2 protein-coding genes are annotated in these 18,581 nt (G+C 48.8%); both read left to right on the forward strand.

The features are described 5' to 3' along the window. Positions 1-359, forward strand: a 359-nt coding sequence (locus BUA93_RS13950) for a fibrobacter succinogenes major paralogous domain-containing protein (protein ID WP_175547460.1), incomplete at its 5' end; no start/stop codon positions are given. 28 nt (positions 360-387) lie between these two features. Further along, a complete protein-coding gene (locus BUA93_RS13955) occupies positions 388-18,579 on the forward strand; it encodes a calcium-binding protein (protein ID WP_175547461.1) in 18,192 nt (6,063 codons plus the stop codon). Positions 18,580-18,581: the final 2 nt, after the last annotated feature.

The following is an 18,581-nucleotide window of genomic DNA, read 5'->3' on the forward strand; positions in this document are numbered from 1 at the left end:
GTATAAAGCCAAACCACCAAGGTATCTGCCCCGACGACTGGCGCCTGCTCACCTACGATGATTTCGTTGTCATTCTCAATTCCAACGGCAACAACCATGGCATCGAGGGAGTCCGTTCCACCTTCGGCTTCGGCGGTTACAACACCACTGGGTATAGCCTTGTGGGCGCGGGGTATAACTGGAATTATGGATTTAAGAATATAGGTGAAGCGGTGTATTGGTTCTATCCAGAAGAAGATGCAGATTCTCCAGCAACAAAGGCTTCGGACTCCTTTACGGGGCAGTCCTTAAATAGTTTTGCGAAATATTCAACGAAAAAGATAAATGGTTTTTCCGTCCGTTGTGTTAAGTCAAAATAAAATTTATAAGTAAGATTACAAAATGAACATGAAAAAAATAAAGAAATCCGCCAAGAAGTCCACCAAGAACAACTACCGTATTGAGGCTCTTGAACCTCGTCTGATGATGAGCGCCGACCCAGTCATTGATGTGGACGATCTCAGTAACCTTTCTACGCAATTCGAGACAATTTCGGATAGAGTATTTGACGAAACGACTTCTTTGTTCAATACGTTTTGCGTGATTGACGCGGAACTGGATAACCTTAATATTGTAGACAGGGTAAATAACGGCGTCAATTCGATCAAGGACCTTGTCGAGGATTCGCTCGCTACCGCCAAAGGAACTCTTCAAAACCTTCTTGGTGAGGCTTCAACCTATATAAAGGGCGAAGTAGATAATTTCAATGATAATATTGCTGCACAGGCAGAAAACACACAAAGTGCTATAACGCAAATAAGCCTCAAAGATTTTGCCACGAAGTACTTAAAGGATTTCGTTAATGCTCACCCTGAATATAAAGATTTCACGTTTAACTATACAGACTCAAAACTTGTCGTGGAATATGACCTTGAGACAGTTAAAGAAATTGGGAGCCTCGAGATTATCGCCGGAGGTGAGACCTTCAATTTGACTGGCGATGGAACAAACCTTGCCGTCAATGCAAGTATAAGTGCCGAAATAGAGCTGGATGCGGATGTATCTGGTACAATGCTGGACAATGTTAGCGATATTGGCTCACCGACCGTTGCCGCAAAAAGCCTTGATGTTTCGATTGCCAACCTCGGCCTGAATGCAGAATTCCTCGGGTTTGGGATAACTGAAGTAGATAACGATTCCACGCCGGATCTAAAAATCAGCTATAATGCGGAGCAGGAAACCCCGTCGGCTTCCGTTGATGTTGATTTGGAGTTTAGCCTGTCTCCTGCAAATGCAGATAGTCTCCCCTTTATGTTCAAAGAAGGGGAAATGCTTAAAATATCCAAGGTTGGGACGGATTTCGAACTGAAAATTCCGGATATCGTAAAAAATGAAAGCTTTACTCTTGCGGATTTTGCCGGATCGCTGAAAAATATAGAACTTGATAAGCTCCCCTTCCTGAAATCCCATGCAAGCGAATTGAAAAATGCCTTGGATAAGATAACGGAACTTGAAAATTATTGGGCGAAAGTTTCCATGGCCTTCGGTGGTGCCGTTGAAAAAGTCGAAGGGGAAACGGATGCCTTCCAGCTAAAAATCAACCAGCTGGCCTCGTGGCTTGGAAAGTTTGTCGGTGACAAAGCCGACGAAATGAAGGAAAATGTAAAGCAAATAAGCCTAGCGACGCTCAATGGAGGAAATGTTGGCTCTTTGGTGAATGTGTTCGATGGCGTTACTGACTTTACAAGTGCGACCGATACCCTTGGGTTGAAGACAGGAGACAATACCTTGAGGCTTTTCCTGACTGCAAATTCGGGAACCCTTGAAAAGCTCAATCTGAACTTGATTGAACTCGAAGATTTGCTCATGGAAGCGACAATTGAGCTCGATGTGACCATAAATGTCAGTTCCGAAGGCAAGGTGAGTTTCGGGTCTGTTGCTGTCGGTGACTTTACAGCCTCAATTACTAAAAAAGAATCGGTGACCAAGGAGTTGGATTTAGGGCTTTTTACGGCGTCCATTGAAAATCTCAAAGCCAAGTACCAAATCAAAGTTGACTCCGCTAATGGTTCAAAGGTGACAAGCACGCTTGAATTATCCTGTGGACAACTATCTCTCAAGTCTGGCTCGATCGATATTTTTGGACCGGTAGCAGACCAGAATATTTCGTACAACTTTAGCGAAGACATCTGGATTTTCCCAGAAGCAATCAAAAAATATACCAGCCTTACGGGTGATACCTTGGTGAACCAGGTCGCTATTTACCTGGATACCGTGCAGACGGCGCTCCGTGGCTTGATCGAGAAGAATGTGAAACTGGACTTCTTGGGCGGTTCGACAGATACGATTGTCAATATTGTAGATAAAGTCGAAAAAGTCGTGTTCGGTGAAAAGGGTCTTGACAGTCTAGGTAAAATAGATGATTCTTTGGTGAAGGTTGGTTTGCTGAAGTATGTGGACGGAGCCTATACAAAGAACTTTGCCGATTTTGCGGATTTTCAGAAGGTATTCAATTACTCTTGGGCTCATTTTGTTCTGGGGAAGGACCTTAATCAAATAGAGACTGTCCTAAAATCGACCGATATGGAAATCCAAAAATCTCTAGACTTTCTTGATATAGAGTTCATGGATAAAAATGGTAAAGAGCTTGTCCAGAAAATTGAATCCGATGTCGAGGAGGAAGTTGCGGCTGAAGTTGCTGATGCTACTGAAGTTGCACTCCTCGATCATTGTAAACTGACATTTAATTTGGGCTTCAACTTAGCCAAGGTCTTTGACCTGAACTTTGAGAATACATTGAAAAGCGATGGCCTAGTGGGCGTGTCTACGAACGGTTTTGCGACGGCAAGCGGGAATGCCGGTATGAGCTTTACCCTAGACATTCACTTTAGCTCCGAGACCATCGGTGAAGATACCGAGCTGCCTGCAAGTATAGAAAGGGAGAATAGTTCCTATTCGATTTTCTCCCTGCCTGAGGAATATACACTGGACAGTGAATTGACATTCAATGTCATCAACAAGAACGGTAAATCGAAACTCGCTACCATCAAAGGCCAGGAGAAATACGGGATTTCTGGCACGTCGACATGGACTGTGATTCCTGAAGGGACATCCGGCAAAAATGTCAAAATTTTCGCGACATCTTCAAAAGACCGCTTGCTTGTCACTAATGATGCCAAATTTGATTTGGAAAGAGGTAAAGATGTGAACGCCTTCTCGGAACTTCGTCTTACTAGCTCGAATCTGCAGACGACCTTCCTTGCAGAAAATGTTTCGGAAGATGGAAAAATAAAAATCTACGTCAGCAAGCAAGATCCTAGTGCTTCGCCGACATCTGCAGGGAATCCTGTCGAGATTGAAATAGACTTGGCCGAGATTATGGGCGGGGATTTTTATAAGGAAATCTTGTGGGAGAGTGATTTGAAGGGCCGGCTCAATGAGTTCTTCTCGCTGCAAAAGTCGGACGGCATTCCCCTTTTGGAGGTTAAGGACTCTATTATTGGTAGCGGCCGTTCCGTCATGAACACTTTTGGCCTCTATGTAGTGGATTCTACATATAATAGTGATACTAAAAAATACTCGATCCGGTTTGGCTGCGACCCGAAACGTTTGCAAGATTATGTGCAGGGCGACAATGGCGACCCCAGCGGACTTTATTATGAACTTTGCGATGCCGAGGGTTCTAATGTCACCTATATGCGCATTTCCGGTGAAATCAAGCCGAATGCCACCTTGGGCGAGGCTGGTATTTTAATTGGAAAGGATACCTTTTTCCCAACCGAAATGGTGTATACCTTATACGAAACAGCAACGGAAAGAGATAATGTCCTCAGTGATTTTAGAAAAAATCATCCTATCTTGGAATCAGTATTGACGTATACTTCATTTGATGTGGAGGATGCCAATGATGCTAGCAAAACAAAATATGGCGTTTCGGTTTCTGGAACAGATGTGACTATCAGTAATAGCGTTGCCCAGTTGGTCATTTCCAAAACGGAGGGCGCTTCAACGACTTCGGACACGTATATTGTTAATACCGAGAACAGTCATAACCTTTCAAGCCTTGCAAATGCAATCAGGGATGCCTATGTATCTGGAATCAAGGATGTTCAGGTCATTGACAGTAAACTTGTGTTTACAACTGATGTGGATGTGACCGTAACCCTGGAGGGGACTCCATTAGACGCCGAGAAGGGTGATTTTAAGATAAAGGGGCATGATCCCATCGATTTCCAGGACCTCAAGAAGGGCACTGAAGAGCTAACCCTTGATGACTCTACGACTATATACGATATCGTAGCGGCTGTTAATCAGGAGTTGGATGGCAGTGACGTTTCTCTGTATTATAACGATACTAAAGGCAATGCCCTGGACCACTTGGAGTTTCGCAGTGCCAATCCGTTTTCCTTAGAAAATATCGGTGCCAGTACGGTACTGCAGGGGCTCGGGTTCGTGGCTGGCGAAGCCCGTGCAGATAGTAATGGCGAGTATAGGATTGTGGGCGCCACGCTTACGGGACCTGACTGGTCGAAGCTTTTCTCGTTGGAATCTATAGAAGATGCTAAAATCAAGTTGAGCGCAGATGCGACGTTCCAAATCGGTGCGGATATCAGTTTCTTCAAGGATCCTGTAGCGTCTGGAGATAACTATAAGATTACCCTTTCTGAAGAATCTGCCCAGTATCCGATTGATGAAGGCGGCCTCTTGATGGTGGGCTCCGACTATTATCGTGTACTGGGTGTGGAGTCGGAAGAAGTTTCCGGAAAAACGTACAAAGTTATTATCGTATCAAAAGGTGCCGTAAATGCTGAAGGGTCGGACTTTGTGGCCACGAAGGATAGCGTTGCCACCTATGTGGCTAGCGCAAATGCGAGCGTCGGCTTCTTGGGTGTAGATGCCGCTGTTGACGGCAGTATTAGGGTCTCCGCAGAAATGAATCTCAAGAAGGATTCTGTGGCCACTGAGACTTCTTCGGATAAGGATGCTATTACAGGCAATATCCTCGGGTTTGACTATGAAATGACATTCGATGTGACATCCGCCGATACAGAAGAGGAAACCGATGCGGATGTACCTAAGTTTGAGCTAATGGCATGGAGCTCAATTGGCGACAAAACATATAAAGTAGCAAGCGGCGATGTATCGTTGCGAAAACCTGTAGATGGTGTTCCTATTTCCCCTTCTACCACTGTAGGTCCCTACGCTGTTACGTCAAGTTTTAATTTAGATGATGGCTTTTCACAAATGGTGGGGGATCTGAAGAGTATTTCCGTTGAACAGATATTTACGGTTCTGGAAAATGTCATTAAGCGCGTTACGGATATTCTCGATAAAACGAATGATGTGAAGATACCCGTCATAAACAAGTCGGTGGGTGACCTCGTGAATGTGGCCAATGACCTTCGCGATATCGTGAGAAAATTGCGTCAGGAGAAGGTGACAAACTTCCAGCAGCTGGTGAAACTGCTCAAGGCGCAGCTTGAAGATTTCGGGCTTACTGCTTATGAGGGTGCAAGCGGCGCTGTGAAGGATTTGATAGGGCTTGATGTTGTCCCTGTTGAGGAAGGTGGGATTACCAAGTATCAGCTTGCCATTGACTTCAACATCGATAAGGGTTTCAAGGATTCTTACGAGTTCAACTTCGGTAATGGAACTGTTGGAGTAAATGGCAGTGCTGCCCTTGAAGTACAAGGAGACTTCTGGTTTACCTTGGGGGCAAAAATTAACCTGAATTCTACGAGCATAGATCTTTCGCTTGAAAACGCTATTCAGTTCGGCGCCAATGTCGAAATTCTGGGCGATAAGCTCAGCTTCAACCTCGGGGTGGATGGCCTAAGCGATTCTGCTGCGGGCGCGTTCCTCAAGAACCTCATTACCGTAGGGGCCAAGGACAATACGGCGTACGTGTACGGCAAGGCCGAACTGCTTGGGTCGTATGGTAATAGTGGTTTATCTGTCACTAGCTTTGATGCTTTGCATACTCCCTTTAATTTCGCCCTTCCGGCGGTAGTACTAGGCAAACTCCCGGTGAGCGTATGCGGCGTGGACATGGGCGAGATAAAGCTCGGCGAATGGGATGGCTCTGTAAATTGCCCCGATTCTGCAGATGAAGCGAAAAATGACCTGACTTCCATATTCGATGATTTCAAAAATGCCTGGTTGGCAACAGCCAATGGTTCGGGTGATGCTGCTAGCCTGACGACAGCGAGAAACGATTTGAATGCGAAGGCCATTATCATTGAAAAGGGTACTTTTGCTGAATCCTCCAGCAAGTCAAACTTTGATTTCGACCTTTATACCGGTCCCAAAGATGAAACTCCCGATTCCGGCACCTTAGTAGCCGATGTTTCCGGTGTGTACGACAAGATTATCGAGTACTCCAACTTTGGTACCATGGACTGGTTTGAAAAAATCAAGCTGGTCGTGGGCGCTCTCAACAACATGCTCGATTCGCTCGAGGGGAACCTTAACGGCAACCTTGCCAGCACCATGAAATCGATGCCGGTTATTGGCGATGCCCTTTCGAACGGAGTTGACTTCTTGAGTGTGCTCAAGAAGAAGGTTCTGGAACCGCTTTCGAACTACCTGTATGAATCGACTGGCCTTACCGCCGAACTTCTCGCTCAAAAACTGGATTCTCTGTTCTCTGGCTATTTTGATGAGGAAACTTTCGCATTGTTGCCCCCGGTGGATAATAATGACCTTTGGAAACGTTCAAAGCAAGGCACCTGGTACCGTTCTGGGGATGGTTTTGCCGAGTGGTACTTGAACCTTGGGCAGGTCTATTCGCTGGGCCGTAATATCGATTTGAACCTTGGGCTACCAGGCCTAGGCCTCGAGACCAATGGCGGTGTAAGCATTTCGCTTGATTGGAACCTGCAGTTCGGTTTTGGTGTCTCACAAGAGAAGGGGTTCTATTTTATTTTTGATGATGGTAACGAACTCGATGTGACTGCGCAGGCGAGCCTTAATGGCAAGGTCATCGGCAAACTGGCTGGCCTCGGGCTTGAATTGGACGCCTCCGATGCTGATGCGGCGAAAATAAAACTTTCGCTCGGTGTTGACCTCGGTGGAAATGGGGGGAAGGCTGATGTAGGCAACGGGCTTTTGCTCGATGAAACTGAGAAAGCTGCCTATGATGCCAAGTCTAATGAATCCGAGAAAAAAGAGTACTTGGAAAACCTTAGGGCTGATGCTGCCCGTGAATTGAAGAATCTCAGTACCGTCAATGTTGCCCAAGCCATATCAATGCCTGTGTTCAGCTATGATGCGAGCGTGAACCTCAATCTCGGCCTTATGGTGGGTATTGCTAGTGACCTCAAGATTTCGGATGAAAGTACGCCCAAGTTCCCGAACATTACAGGAATGTTTGTGTTCAGTTGGGCATATGGTAGTGCATCAGAATCTACTGATAATGCTATCCAACGACTTGGATTCCAGAATTTGGAATTTGATATGGGCTCGTTTATTGGCGGCGTATTGGGTCCCATTGTTTCTAAAATCCAGAAGGTGGTAGAACCTTTGGAACCGCTTATCGAGTTCCTCACCACGCCGTTCCCAGTTCTTGACGATTTGGGTATAGAAATTACACCACTTGACCTCGCGAAGAAATTCGGTAATGCAAAATCGTTTGATGACAGCATGGTCTATGCCATCAAGGATCTCATTGCCATGAGCAAGAAAATTTCTGCGGCAAAGGGAAAGAGCCTGAAACTGAGTTTGGGTAATTTTGATTTGATAGGTGGAGATGGCGACTATTTTGATGCTTTGGATGTCTTAAATGGCTATAAATCAAAAGATTCTTTAAATTCGTCTATAGCTGATTATGCGCCTTCGTTAAATACTGCACCAGACAGTAAAAATTCCATCAATAATCAAGCCAATTCTATGATGGCTGCAAATGGCTTCAATAAGTCGGAAAAAGATGGCAAAAGCGATTGGACGTTCATTTGGGATGAACCGTCAAAAATCTTCCAGTTGCTGCTGGGTAATGATGTGCCTCTTGTTGAATACGATATGCCGGCTTTGAGGTTTGACTTCAACTGGGATACCTTTGTCCGTATCTGGGGACCGTTGGGTGTGCGCCTGGGTGTTTCGTTCAATGCGTCTATCGACCTTGCCTTTGGCTACGATACTCTGGGTATTCGCCAATGGGTGGGTGGCGGCTACAAGGATTTCGGCTCACTTCTGAACGGCTTCTACGTGAACGACCTCGACAAGAATGGTAATGACATCAATGAACTTTCGTTCTATGGCGGTGTAAAGGCTTCTGCAGAACTCAATGCAGGTGTAAGTGCTGGTGTTGGCGGTGGCGTCGGTATCGATGTCGGGTTCAACCTGTACGACCCCAACAAGGATGGCGAAATTCGCTTGAACGAAATCGCGACCTTGTTCAAGGAAGAGGGCCTGTTCGGGTTCTTTGATGTGAATGGTAAGATTACGGCGAAGCTGTATGCGTATGTTGACCTGTGGCTCACCAAGAAGGAATGGAATATTACAGACGATATAACGCTGTTCAGCTTCGAATACACGCATAGTACACCCCCTGTCATGGCGTCTGAAGCCAATGGCGACGTGGTAGCGAACATTGGCCCGAATTCTACGAGCCGCGTGGCGACTGATGATATAAATCCGTCTCTTGATGATGGTGATGAAACGCTGAATCTTTATCTTGATGACTCATCTGTATATAAAGAAAGTGATAAAGAAAAAAAGTACGGCTCAATTAAAGAAAATGACGGAAAATTATTGGTTGACGCTGGTGCCGGAAACGATAGAATTACTTTATTTGGAAATTTCAATCGCAATATTGAAATCAATGGCGGTGACGGAGACGATTTCATAGACCTTTCCAGGTTGACAATCAATGGAGACCATTCCGTTATTATTTGGGGTGGTGCGGGTAACGATACCATCATCGGTGCCGCAGGCCTCAACATCATCTTCGGCGATATGGGTGTGGCCCGTATCGAGGAAAAGGAAGAGGAAGAAGGTAACAAGAGTTATAAGTATGTTGCCGAAGCGAATGTGGACGCAAACGTTGCTGGCCAGGATACCATTTATGGCGGTTCCAACCGCGACATCATATTCGGTGGTGCCGGTATAGACCAAATCAACGGCGGTACAGGCAATGACCTCATCTTTGGCGATGGCGGGCGAGCCTTGTTTGATGGTGCGGATAATTGGGCCAGCGTGGATGGAAACGATAAGACGACATATGATTATACGAAAATATTTGGGGATGTTAAGACTAACAGCGCGGCAATCGATCGTACGGACATCAGCCTCGATGGTGCCAATGATGTTCTGATTGGCGGCGCCGGTGACGACGCGATTTATGGTGGCGGCGGTCATGACTACATCGATGGTGCTGCCGGTGAAGACACCCTTGATGGTGGTAAGGGTAACGATCGCATTCTTGGCGGCTCTGACAGTGATAACATAAGCGGCGGCGAAGGCATGGACATGATTTTCGGCGATCGCTTTGCGGACAGCGGTGCTGAATTTTTATTTAATTTTGTGGCGCCCTTCACAGCAGAATCCTTTAGCGAAGACTTCAAGGCCGCATACGATGTGACTGACCAAAAAATCAATGCAAAGTACTTCGACATTAATTTGGATGAAGACAAAGGTCGGGGAATAAACAAAAATAAGTATAAAGCAAATCTAACCAAAATATTGGGCTCTGATGCCGTGAAAAAGGTATACGTAGCGGATACCACTACGACTCGCGCTACCGACTACATTTCTGGCAACGATGGCGACGACCTCATCTTCGGTGACGGTGGTGCACATGATGGCGAAACAGATTACATTGAAGGCGGAATCGGTAACGACCTTATCGATGGCGACGGCGGCAATGACACCATTAATGGTGGTATCGACAACGATGTGATTTACGGCGGCGCTGGCGATGATATCATTGATGGCGGAGCTGGGAACGATAGTCTCTACGGTGATGAAGGCTTTACTGCGTATGGCGAAAAGGAAGGGTTTGAAACGCTGGCGGATGGTTCCGTTACTCCGACAGATCCTGCCGACATCAAGGAATACATCGATAACAAGCTGGCGTTTGGTGATAACCTCGGGATTGGCAAAAAGCTTTATACCAATGCTAAGAGTACGACTACGGAATCTGGCAACGACAAGATTGTTACCGGTCCGGGCATGGACTTCGTGGATGGCCAGGACGGTAGCGACAAGATTATCGTGAACCTCATGGGCGAAAGCGTGACAAGCTACGCAAACGTTACTGATTCCGGTGTGAATGGTTCTGATTCTCTGACGGTCGAGGGGACCGAGGTCGACGACGATTTGCTTATGCGCATGAACAAAACGCATAAACTTGGTTTCGTAGCTCTGCTACCCGATACTTTGAATCAACTGGAGGGCGAGCAGAAGACCGCCGATGATCTTTCGAAGAATACGAACATCGAACGCGTCAATTTTACAAATGCGATGGATGTCGTGAACCTGAACGGCAACGGCGGAAAGGACACGATTAGGATTGACGGTACGGCGAAGGTCACGAATGTGGATGGTGGTGCAGGTTCGGATACTATCCAGGTGGGCCAACTCTACAACTCGGAACGCAACGACCAATCTTCTGCGGTTGTTACCGTGAATGATGCCTTTGATACAGTGAAGACCTCCGAAGAGAAGTACCTGAGCGATGGCGTTACCGATAATACAACGCTCAATGTGGATGGAGGCCTTGATGAAGATTTCCTGCTTACGCTGGGCAACAAGGGCCGTCTGAATATGGCCGGTGGCAAGGGAGACGACGCTTTTGTCATTGCAAGCTATAGCGTGGAAGACCCGGATAATATGGTTGAGGGCCCTGACGGAGTTAAAACCCCGAAGCTTGTCGCCATCAAGAAGGGGCCCGTTTCCATTGACGGTGGCGACGGTAATGATTCGCTGCTGATTGGCGGCACGAATGGCGATGATAGTATTGTCGTTTCCAAGGAAGGCGTGTTGAGCAACGTGGTGGGTGTTAAGGCGGCCGGTGTCGAAAAGACAACGTTCGACGCGGGCGCCGGGGATGACATCTTTGACGTGGTGAGCTCCAATGCGAATGACGCGACCATCATCAATGGCGGCAAGGGCAACGATACTGTTGTCGCGGGCGGCCTCCAGGAATCCATGACTCTGTATAGCGCGGAAACCGATGGACAGTCATGCTTTGTGAAGTACGAAGTCTTCGAACCCGCTGAAGAGGGCAAGGATGAGAAGGTCCTTGAATCCCATTCCGACAAGTTTGTTGTTATCGACACGTCCTTGAATACACCTGCGGTATTCATTTCGGGCGACGCCCAAACGATTACCGACCCGCAAATTTCTATTTCGGAAGGTTCCGCGAAAACATTCTACCTTCGTGCATCGAATATCGCTGAAGGAGAGACTGTCAAGGTGCAACTTATGGCGCCGATGGTTTCCTCAAATGACTTTATGCGTGGCGATCGCGGACTTTTGATTGCAGCTTGTGTTGGCTCGAAATTGTACAATGGTACGGTCAAGTTTGATTCTACGGGTGCCGTCATCGAAGGCTCTGACTCCAATTGCGTTTCTGGCTACGGAGAAACCATCGACCTCTACCTTGATGCCTCTCACACTAGTGTGGAAATTAGCGTATTCGCCTTGAATGATCTGTTTGTGGAAAGCGAGGCGAGCAAGTCCATCTCCATCTCCAGCGCGCAAGTTAATGCAGCTGGTGAGGTTGTCAAGGAACTCTCGAAGTCGATGACCGTTGCCCCTGTCAAGGTGGTTTCGGATTCTGGTGCGCGCGACACGATTAATTTGCTGACCTATGCCGAAGAGTTTTCGGGCTCTGCAAGTGTTTCGCTCCCGAAGGGCCTTGGGAGTAAGGTAGCGGCTGTTTATGCTGCAGGTGTAAATAATGCTTTGACCTTGGGTACCGACTATTCGGTTGATATCGATACGCTTAACATAAAGACCGCCACGTATATCGGTAAAAAGATTATGGTCTTGTTCCGCGGTTCGAATATGCGAATTGATGGGGCAAAAGCGACGCTTGTTTACGATGACTTGAGTCAGCTTGATGTCCAGTTCACAGATGAAGCTGGTTCCCAAAAAACTGTCCTAGCTGAAGGTGCGGTGAGACCCGCTGGCGTGACTGCGCTTGAGGGCGTATACTATAGGCTTGAAGGGAACACCATAGTGTTCTTCAACAGCGGTAACAAGCGCCTTATGACGTTGCACGGCACCCTTAGTGTAAGCCTCAAGACCAGTGCGCCAGCTGCACCCGCTGGCGTCGCAGCATCGGGTACGACTTCAACGCCTACGGGCTCAATCCCGAATGAAGCAGTCACTGGCGAAACCCAGCAAGTGTCTGTCCCAGCTATTTCTATAGCCGAACACTCTTCTATGTTGGTGGAAACAGAAGGCGAAAATGAACCGAATTCTGTGACGTATGCGGTAACCTGCAATAAGGATATCGCCGAAGGCGAAACCCTGACTGTCAGGATATCTGCGATAGACGCTGTCCGCGATATGGGTGAAGATCCTACCCAGCAGCTCACGATCGGTGCGGTTATCCCTGAAGAAGTCCTTGCCGCCCTTGTTGCCGAAAACAGCGATTTCAAGAGCGATGATTTCATTGCCAAAGACAGCGCTAACAGCAAATATGTCATATTGACATTTACGTCTAAGATTAAATCGTTCAACATTACTGTTACTGCTAAGGCCGACGATGTTTCTGAAACCTATGGCGTGACAACGGTTATGGAAGGGGACAACCTCATTGGCGACATTGATGGTGCTGTATATGCCTATGGCGAAGGTACCAGCATGGATATTTCGACGGATTCTCCGTCGCTCCTCAGGTACAACCATAGGATAGAACTCGACGATGAATCGGAACAGGTGGGTGTCACATCTGAACAGGCGGAACTTAAATATATTGTCGCGAGCAAGTACAACGAGAAGAACGAGTATCCTTCTGATGCCTTGAAGGCGATTGGGAACCTTGATGCCAAAACATTGACCGTTGCTCTCACCGCTATTGATCCCGAGGCCGATGCAGAAGGCTACAAATTCGAAGAAGGTAAGTATAAAGGAAAGACGGTGCGTTTTGTCGCCAATGACAGCGAGAATGGCATCAAAGTTGGCGAAAATGAAAACGCGAAGGAATCGGAATGGTTCCGGATAAACGAATGCAAGCTCTCCGAAGGCAATATTGTGCTTACCTTGAACAAGGCTGTCGTTGGTTTCGATGCTGCCAATTCGATGGTGTTGTTCTCTACGCCCAAGGATTACCTCTTTGTGGATGAAAAGACCTGCGTCGATCGTATTTTCGTGAATAACCAGGCTGCTTCGAGGGATGCAAATAGTACATTTGAAGCCTTTGCCACCAAGCTCGCTGAAATGAATTTCGACCCCACCAAGACTTATACCAGCGAAGAGGTTGCCCAAATCGCGGCGGAACTTGGCTTGGTTGGCATGGATGCCGAAAATGTCCTGAGTTTCTTTAAGAATGTAAGCGAAACGGAAGGCTCCATGAACAAGGATCCGAACGCGTTGCGCTTCACGCATACTGAAATCGGTAAACGTGGTATTTCTGTTTCGGATTTCGAGTTCGGCGAATACAACCTTGGCACGGGTTCCGATACAGTCGATATTTCCAAGACGCTGCACCGCGAAGACGGCTTCCAGACATTCACGGTCGTGAATACGGGTGATATCAATTCCGCAAAGAGTAATACGGTTGGCGAGGTAATCGGGACTGCTACTTTCAGCGCCTCTAGTGTTTCTGCCGCAGGCCTTTTCCATTATGACATAGCTGTCGATACGGGAGTAACGTTCGAAAAGACCGCGGAAGATACCAGAATCTATTACGTGGATGCCGAAATCGTCAAGACAGAGAATGGTGAAACAGAAGTCGTGGGCACTCAGCGCCGCGAGATTGTCGGTGTGTTTGACTGCATCTCGGGTTTTGATGTCAAGGATGACTTTATCCTTCGCGACGGTGAAAGTATTGCTGGGTTCACGTTCATTCAGGCAAAGTTCGATGACATCATCAATGTCAACAGCTACAAGGAAGATGTGGCCTCTACCGTCATCGCGGAGAGCGTTGTGGTTGATTTGGATGAAGAAGAAACTGACGAATCGCCTGCTACTGAAACTGAAGAGTCCGATACCGAAGAAACCGTCGTAATGGATGGTTTCGCGTATAACTACACGATTAAGGACGAATACGCCGCGACAATCGAAGCAAGCGCTGCTGCCGCTACCGAAGCGGGTAAGTCAATCTATGTAGATGCAAAACTCAGCGATGGTACTATCCAGCGTAGGCTAGTCGTGGCTGGGTCGCTCACATCCTCGAGTTTCCGCACGGATCGCGCATTCACGCTCCCATCAGATGATTCCATCTACATTAAGAGTTTCTCGTTCGGTTATGGTTACGTGGGTGACGGCCAGCTCGTCGTGAACGCCGAAAGCGGCAACGACCAAATTTTTGGTGTCAATCCCGATGTTACGCGTAATGACATGGTGCTTTTCGGAGGCAAGGGTGCTGACTATATCAACGTGAGCCAGGGTGGTATTGCCTTCGGTGACATGGGTGTGGTTGAGTACGCTAGCCTTACGAAGGCTGATGAATTTACAACCAGGCTCGGTTACGAGCTTATTGATGATGAACCCGAAACCATTCACACGACTATTGCGAAGGATGCCAGTGGCAAGCTTGACAAGCAGACCGATGGCATACGTCGTAACGCTACGAATGTCCGGTCGGTCGCCGATGATATTGGCGATATTGACATGATTACTCTCGGCGGTACGGACAGTAACGTGATTGGTGGTGCAAAGGGCGATGTGCTCTCGGTTTCGGGAAACATGAACGTGGTGCTTGGCGATAGTGGCTCTGTGCAGTACGACGCTGGCAACCTTGAAAATGCCGTGTACGGTGATTCCGTGGGTAAGGGCTTGCATATCGTTGAGACGACCTCCGATGACATCGGTGGTGTGGACAACATCTCCATCAGTGGCGGCAAGAATATTGTGATGGGCGGCTTCGCTGGCGATGATATCCGCATTACGGGCGCAGATAACATTGCTGCAGGTGATGGCGGTAAGCTCGAAGTATTCGAAAAGCGTCAGGTTCTCGAAACGACGAGCGATGAACTCGGTGGCGAGGATTTCATTACCACGGGTGACGGTGCGAACGTCGTGCTTGGCGGAACAACGCACGATGTCATTCACACGGGGGACGGAAACGATACCATCGTGGGCGATGGCGGCAAGGTCGTCATGGATCTCAACCGCAACGCTCTCCTTGTGACGAACGAAGGGCACGACATTCCTGTGCTTGAAGGCGAGGGCGAAAATGCCGCTCTCAAGAGTAGTGCGGGCAAGGACCGGATAGACGCCGGTGACGGTGACAACGTGGTAATGGGCGGTCTCGATAATGATACGATTGACACCGGGACCGGTAAGGATGTCGTCTTTGGCGACAACGCCTATGCGACATTCCGCGGCAATGCTTCCGAGGCGCAGAACCAGTTGGACGAATTCCAAAACATCCCTACCATTTACGATGAATCGACCCTCAGTTTCAACTTCCAGGGGCCTGCCCAGACGGGTGTTGCCGCAAACGAGCAGGCCGGTGCCGTTGCTGACTACACCTTCAGCCAAATGGATGAAACCACGGGCGAGTTCGTGGATGTTACCGAGCATGCGGACTATCGCGTTGGCAACTGGAACAATATCAAGAACCCCTCCGGCATCGAGGCGGGCACCTACGGTAATGAGGATGATGAAATTGTGCTGTTCGACAACGGCTCCCGTGCTAGTGCCGTGAGCGTAACGTACGGCGCAACCGAGGCCCACCGCATTGACACGACTACGGGGCAACAGATACGTTTGCACGGCTACGATCAGAGCAATATGGTTCACGGTTCCGACCCGGGCGACGTAAACCTGATGAAGAGCGGCCTGGATACGAGCCGCAACAACGACCAGACCAAGCTGCTTGTACAGGTTGACGGCCTCTCGCAATACTTTACGGATTATGACGTGGTAGTTTACCTTGATATGGTCCGTGAAAATTCCTGGTCACCCGACAGTGTCCGCATGGTTACTCTCTACCGCGACTATGTGGACAAAAATGGAGTGTCCCACAGCGATGTAGCCGGGTGCTACTTTGTGAATGACCCTGAGTCGAATACGTTCAACGGCAACTGGATTGTCGCCACGGCTACGACTGCCGAACAGGCCAGGAACGCAAGGGATATCGCGGGTAACCCGGTATATGCCAATTGCGTCATATTCAAGGGTATCAGTGGAGACCGGTTCCATGTTGAGATTACCGATGGCGACCCCAGCAACGGTCAGAACGGCAAGGACCGTGCTGGCATTGCGGGCATACAGGTGCGCGGTCGCCACCACAAGCAGGACGTGGCTGCATCGACAGATATTGCCTATGGCGGAAACGATACCGTCAGGACATCCGGTGGCGACGATATCGTCGTGGGCGGGACAGGCAATGACCAAATCAACACTTACGGTGACGAACATTACGGTATCAATGACAATGACGTGGTTTTTGGCGACAATGCCAAGATGCTGTTCACCGACCGCGATGACGCCGCCACTACGGCATCCACGATAACGACCGCGGAATCCGTCATTTCGACTGACATGTCTGCCTCCTATGACGACACCATTTTGACTGGCGACGGTGATGATACGGTGGTGGGCGGCCTCGGTGTCGACAAGATTGATGCTTCTGCGACTCCCACCGCTGATGGGACCCTTGATGGGGTTGATGTCGTGTCGCTCAACTTCGTGGATATCTCCACGCCGGAAAGCCTGCTTATGCGACAGGGCGAGTCTGCCGGTGTCGTTGTCGATTCGAACTGGCACAATGTTTACCAGGCCGGCTCGCAGCAGAGGGAATTCGGACAGGACCCGACGGACGTGCATTTCCGTTACCATATCAACGGCAATAACGACGCCCCGACAGAAAAGGTTAACGCGTCCATGGATGCTGACACCGGCAACAATAAAATGTTCAAGACCTATGTCTGCGGTCAGGCCCATGACACGCTTACGCTTGAACTCTCCAACATACCCGCAAGCGAGAGCGATCCACGCGATGTCTATGTTTACATAAGCGGAATCGACAACGAGCGCGACGGTTACGACTATATTTTCAAGATTACGGGTAGCAACGGCCAGACCTACTTCCTTAACGACTGGATGGGCGACTGTTTCGATGGGGAATACAAGCAGGTCACCTGTACCAGCTATCAGAAGGGGGCTCTTGCATCTGGCATAACACCGAATGTTACGATGATTGGCAACTATGTTGTGTTCCGCAATGTGAAGGCTAGTTCGCTTACGGTAAGCATTAGTCGTTATGATTCCACCATGGGAGATGCGAAGTGGAACAATATTCCCGTATTTAGCGGTGTGCAGATTGTGAAGAGCTCTCTGCCGACCGAGGCTATCGAAGTTGGTGGCGACCACGACAAGGACCTTGTTTTTGGTGACGAGGCCAGATTGCACTTTGATTTGGACATCCCGTTCGCGGGTGACGAGAACATCGTCGACTACAGGAACAGGGTGATTACATCGGAATCGGTTGCAATGACTGATGACAATGTAGCGAAGGGTGCTGGCGATACGATTGTGACTGGCAAGGACCGCGATGTCGTCGTAGGTGGTGAAGGAATTGACGAAGTCTATTCCGGTGCTGGTGACGACGTGGTTATTGGTGACAGGGCATCGCTTAAGGTGGAGCACAACAATCCTGTCGGCGTGTTCAGCCAGAATGTCGAGATTGTCCTTGAGGACAACGACTATACCAAGGCACAGAGGCGGCGTTTCGTCGATGGCGACACCGGTATGAGCGTAAACGAGATGCAAGACCAGGTAAGGCAGGGGCGTATCGAGGGCATAGCCCTTGAGACTGCTGGCGACACGGGCGACCACGTGTATGACGAATCGTCCAAGAACCTCGTGTTCAACGGAAATCTGACTGCAACTGGATTCGAAGTCCCGGACATCGAATTTGCCGGTTCTGAAACGGCTCCGGACGATGGCAATAACCAGACGGAGCCCGACGACAACAATAATCAGCCCCTGGATGGCGAAACCGGGAACGGTGAAACCGGCAACGGGCAAGGCAGTGAAACCGGGGACGGCGAAACCGGCAACGGGCAAGGCGGTGAAACCGGGGACGGCGAAACCGGCAACGGGCAAGGCGGTGAAACCGGGAATGGCGAAACCGGCAACGGACAGGGCGATGAACCTAGCATAACGACCATAGAGTCGTACGACATGCAAACTCCGCTGTTCCTTACTGCCGGTGAAACTGTGAAGGTCGTTTTCCACGAGTTCTACCGTGACACAAACTATGTCCCCAACCTGAAACTTATCTTTATCGGAAGTCAGGGCCGGTTCCCGGCTATCGATGTTGACCTTGAAACTGCTACCGGACCGCTGCACCTGGATATTCCGAGCACGTGGTGGTACTCGGTGGATGTGCCGGACCAGCCGAATGGCGAAAACGGTTGTTTCGAGATCTATTTCAGAGCGGAAGAAGACACCGTAGTGGTAGTATCCATCGCGCAGTAGCG

The organism is Fibrobacter sp. UWH4 (assembly GCF_900142475.1).
In the GTDB taxonomy this organism is placed as follows: domain Bacteria; phylum Fibrobacterota; class Fibrobacteria; order Fibrobacterales; family Fibrobacteraceae; genus Fibrobacter.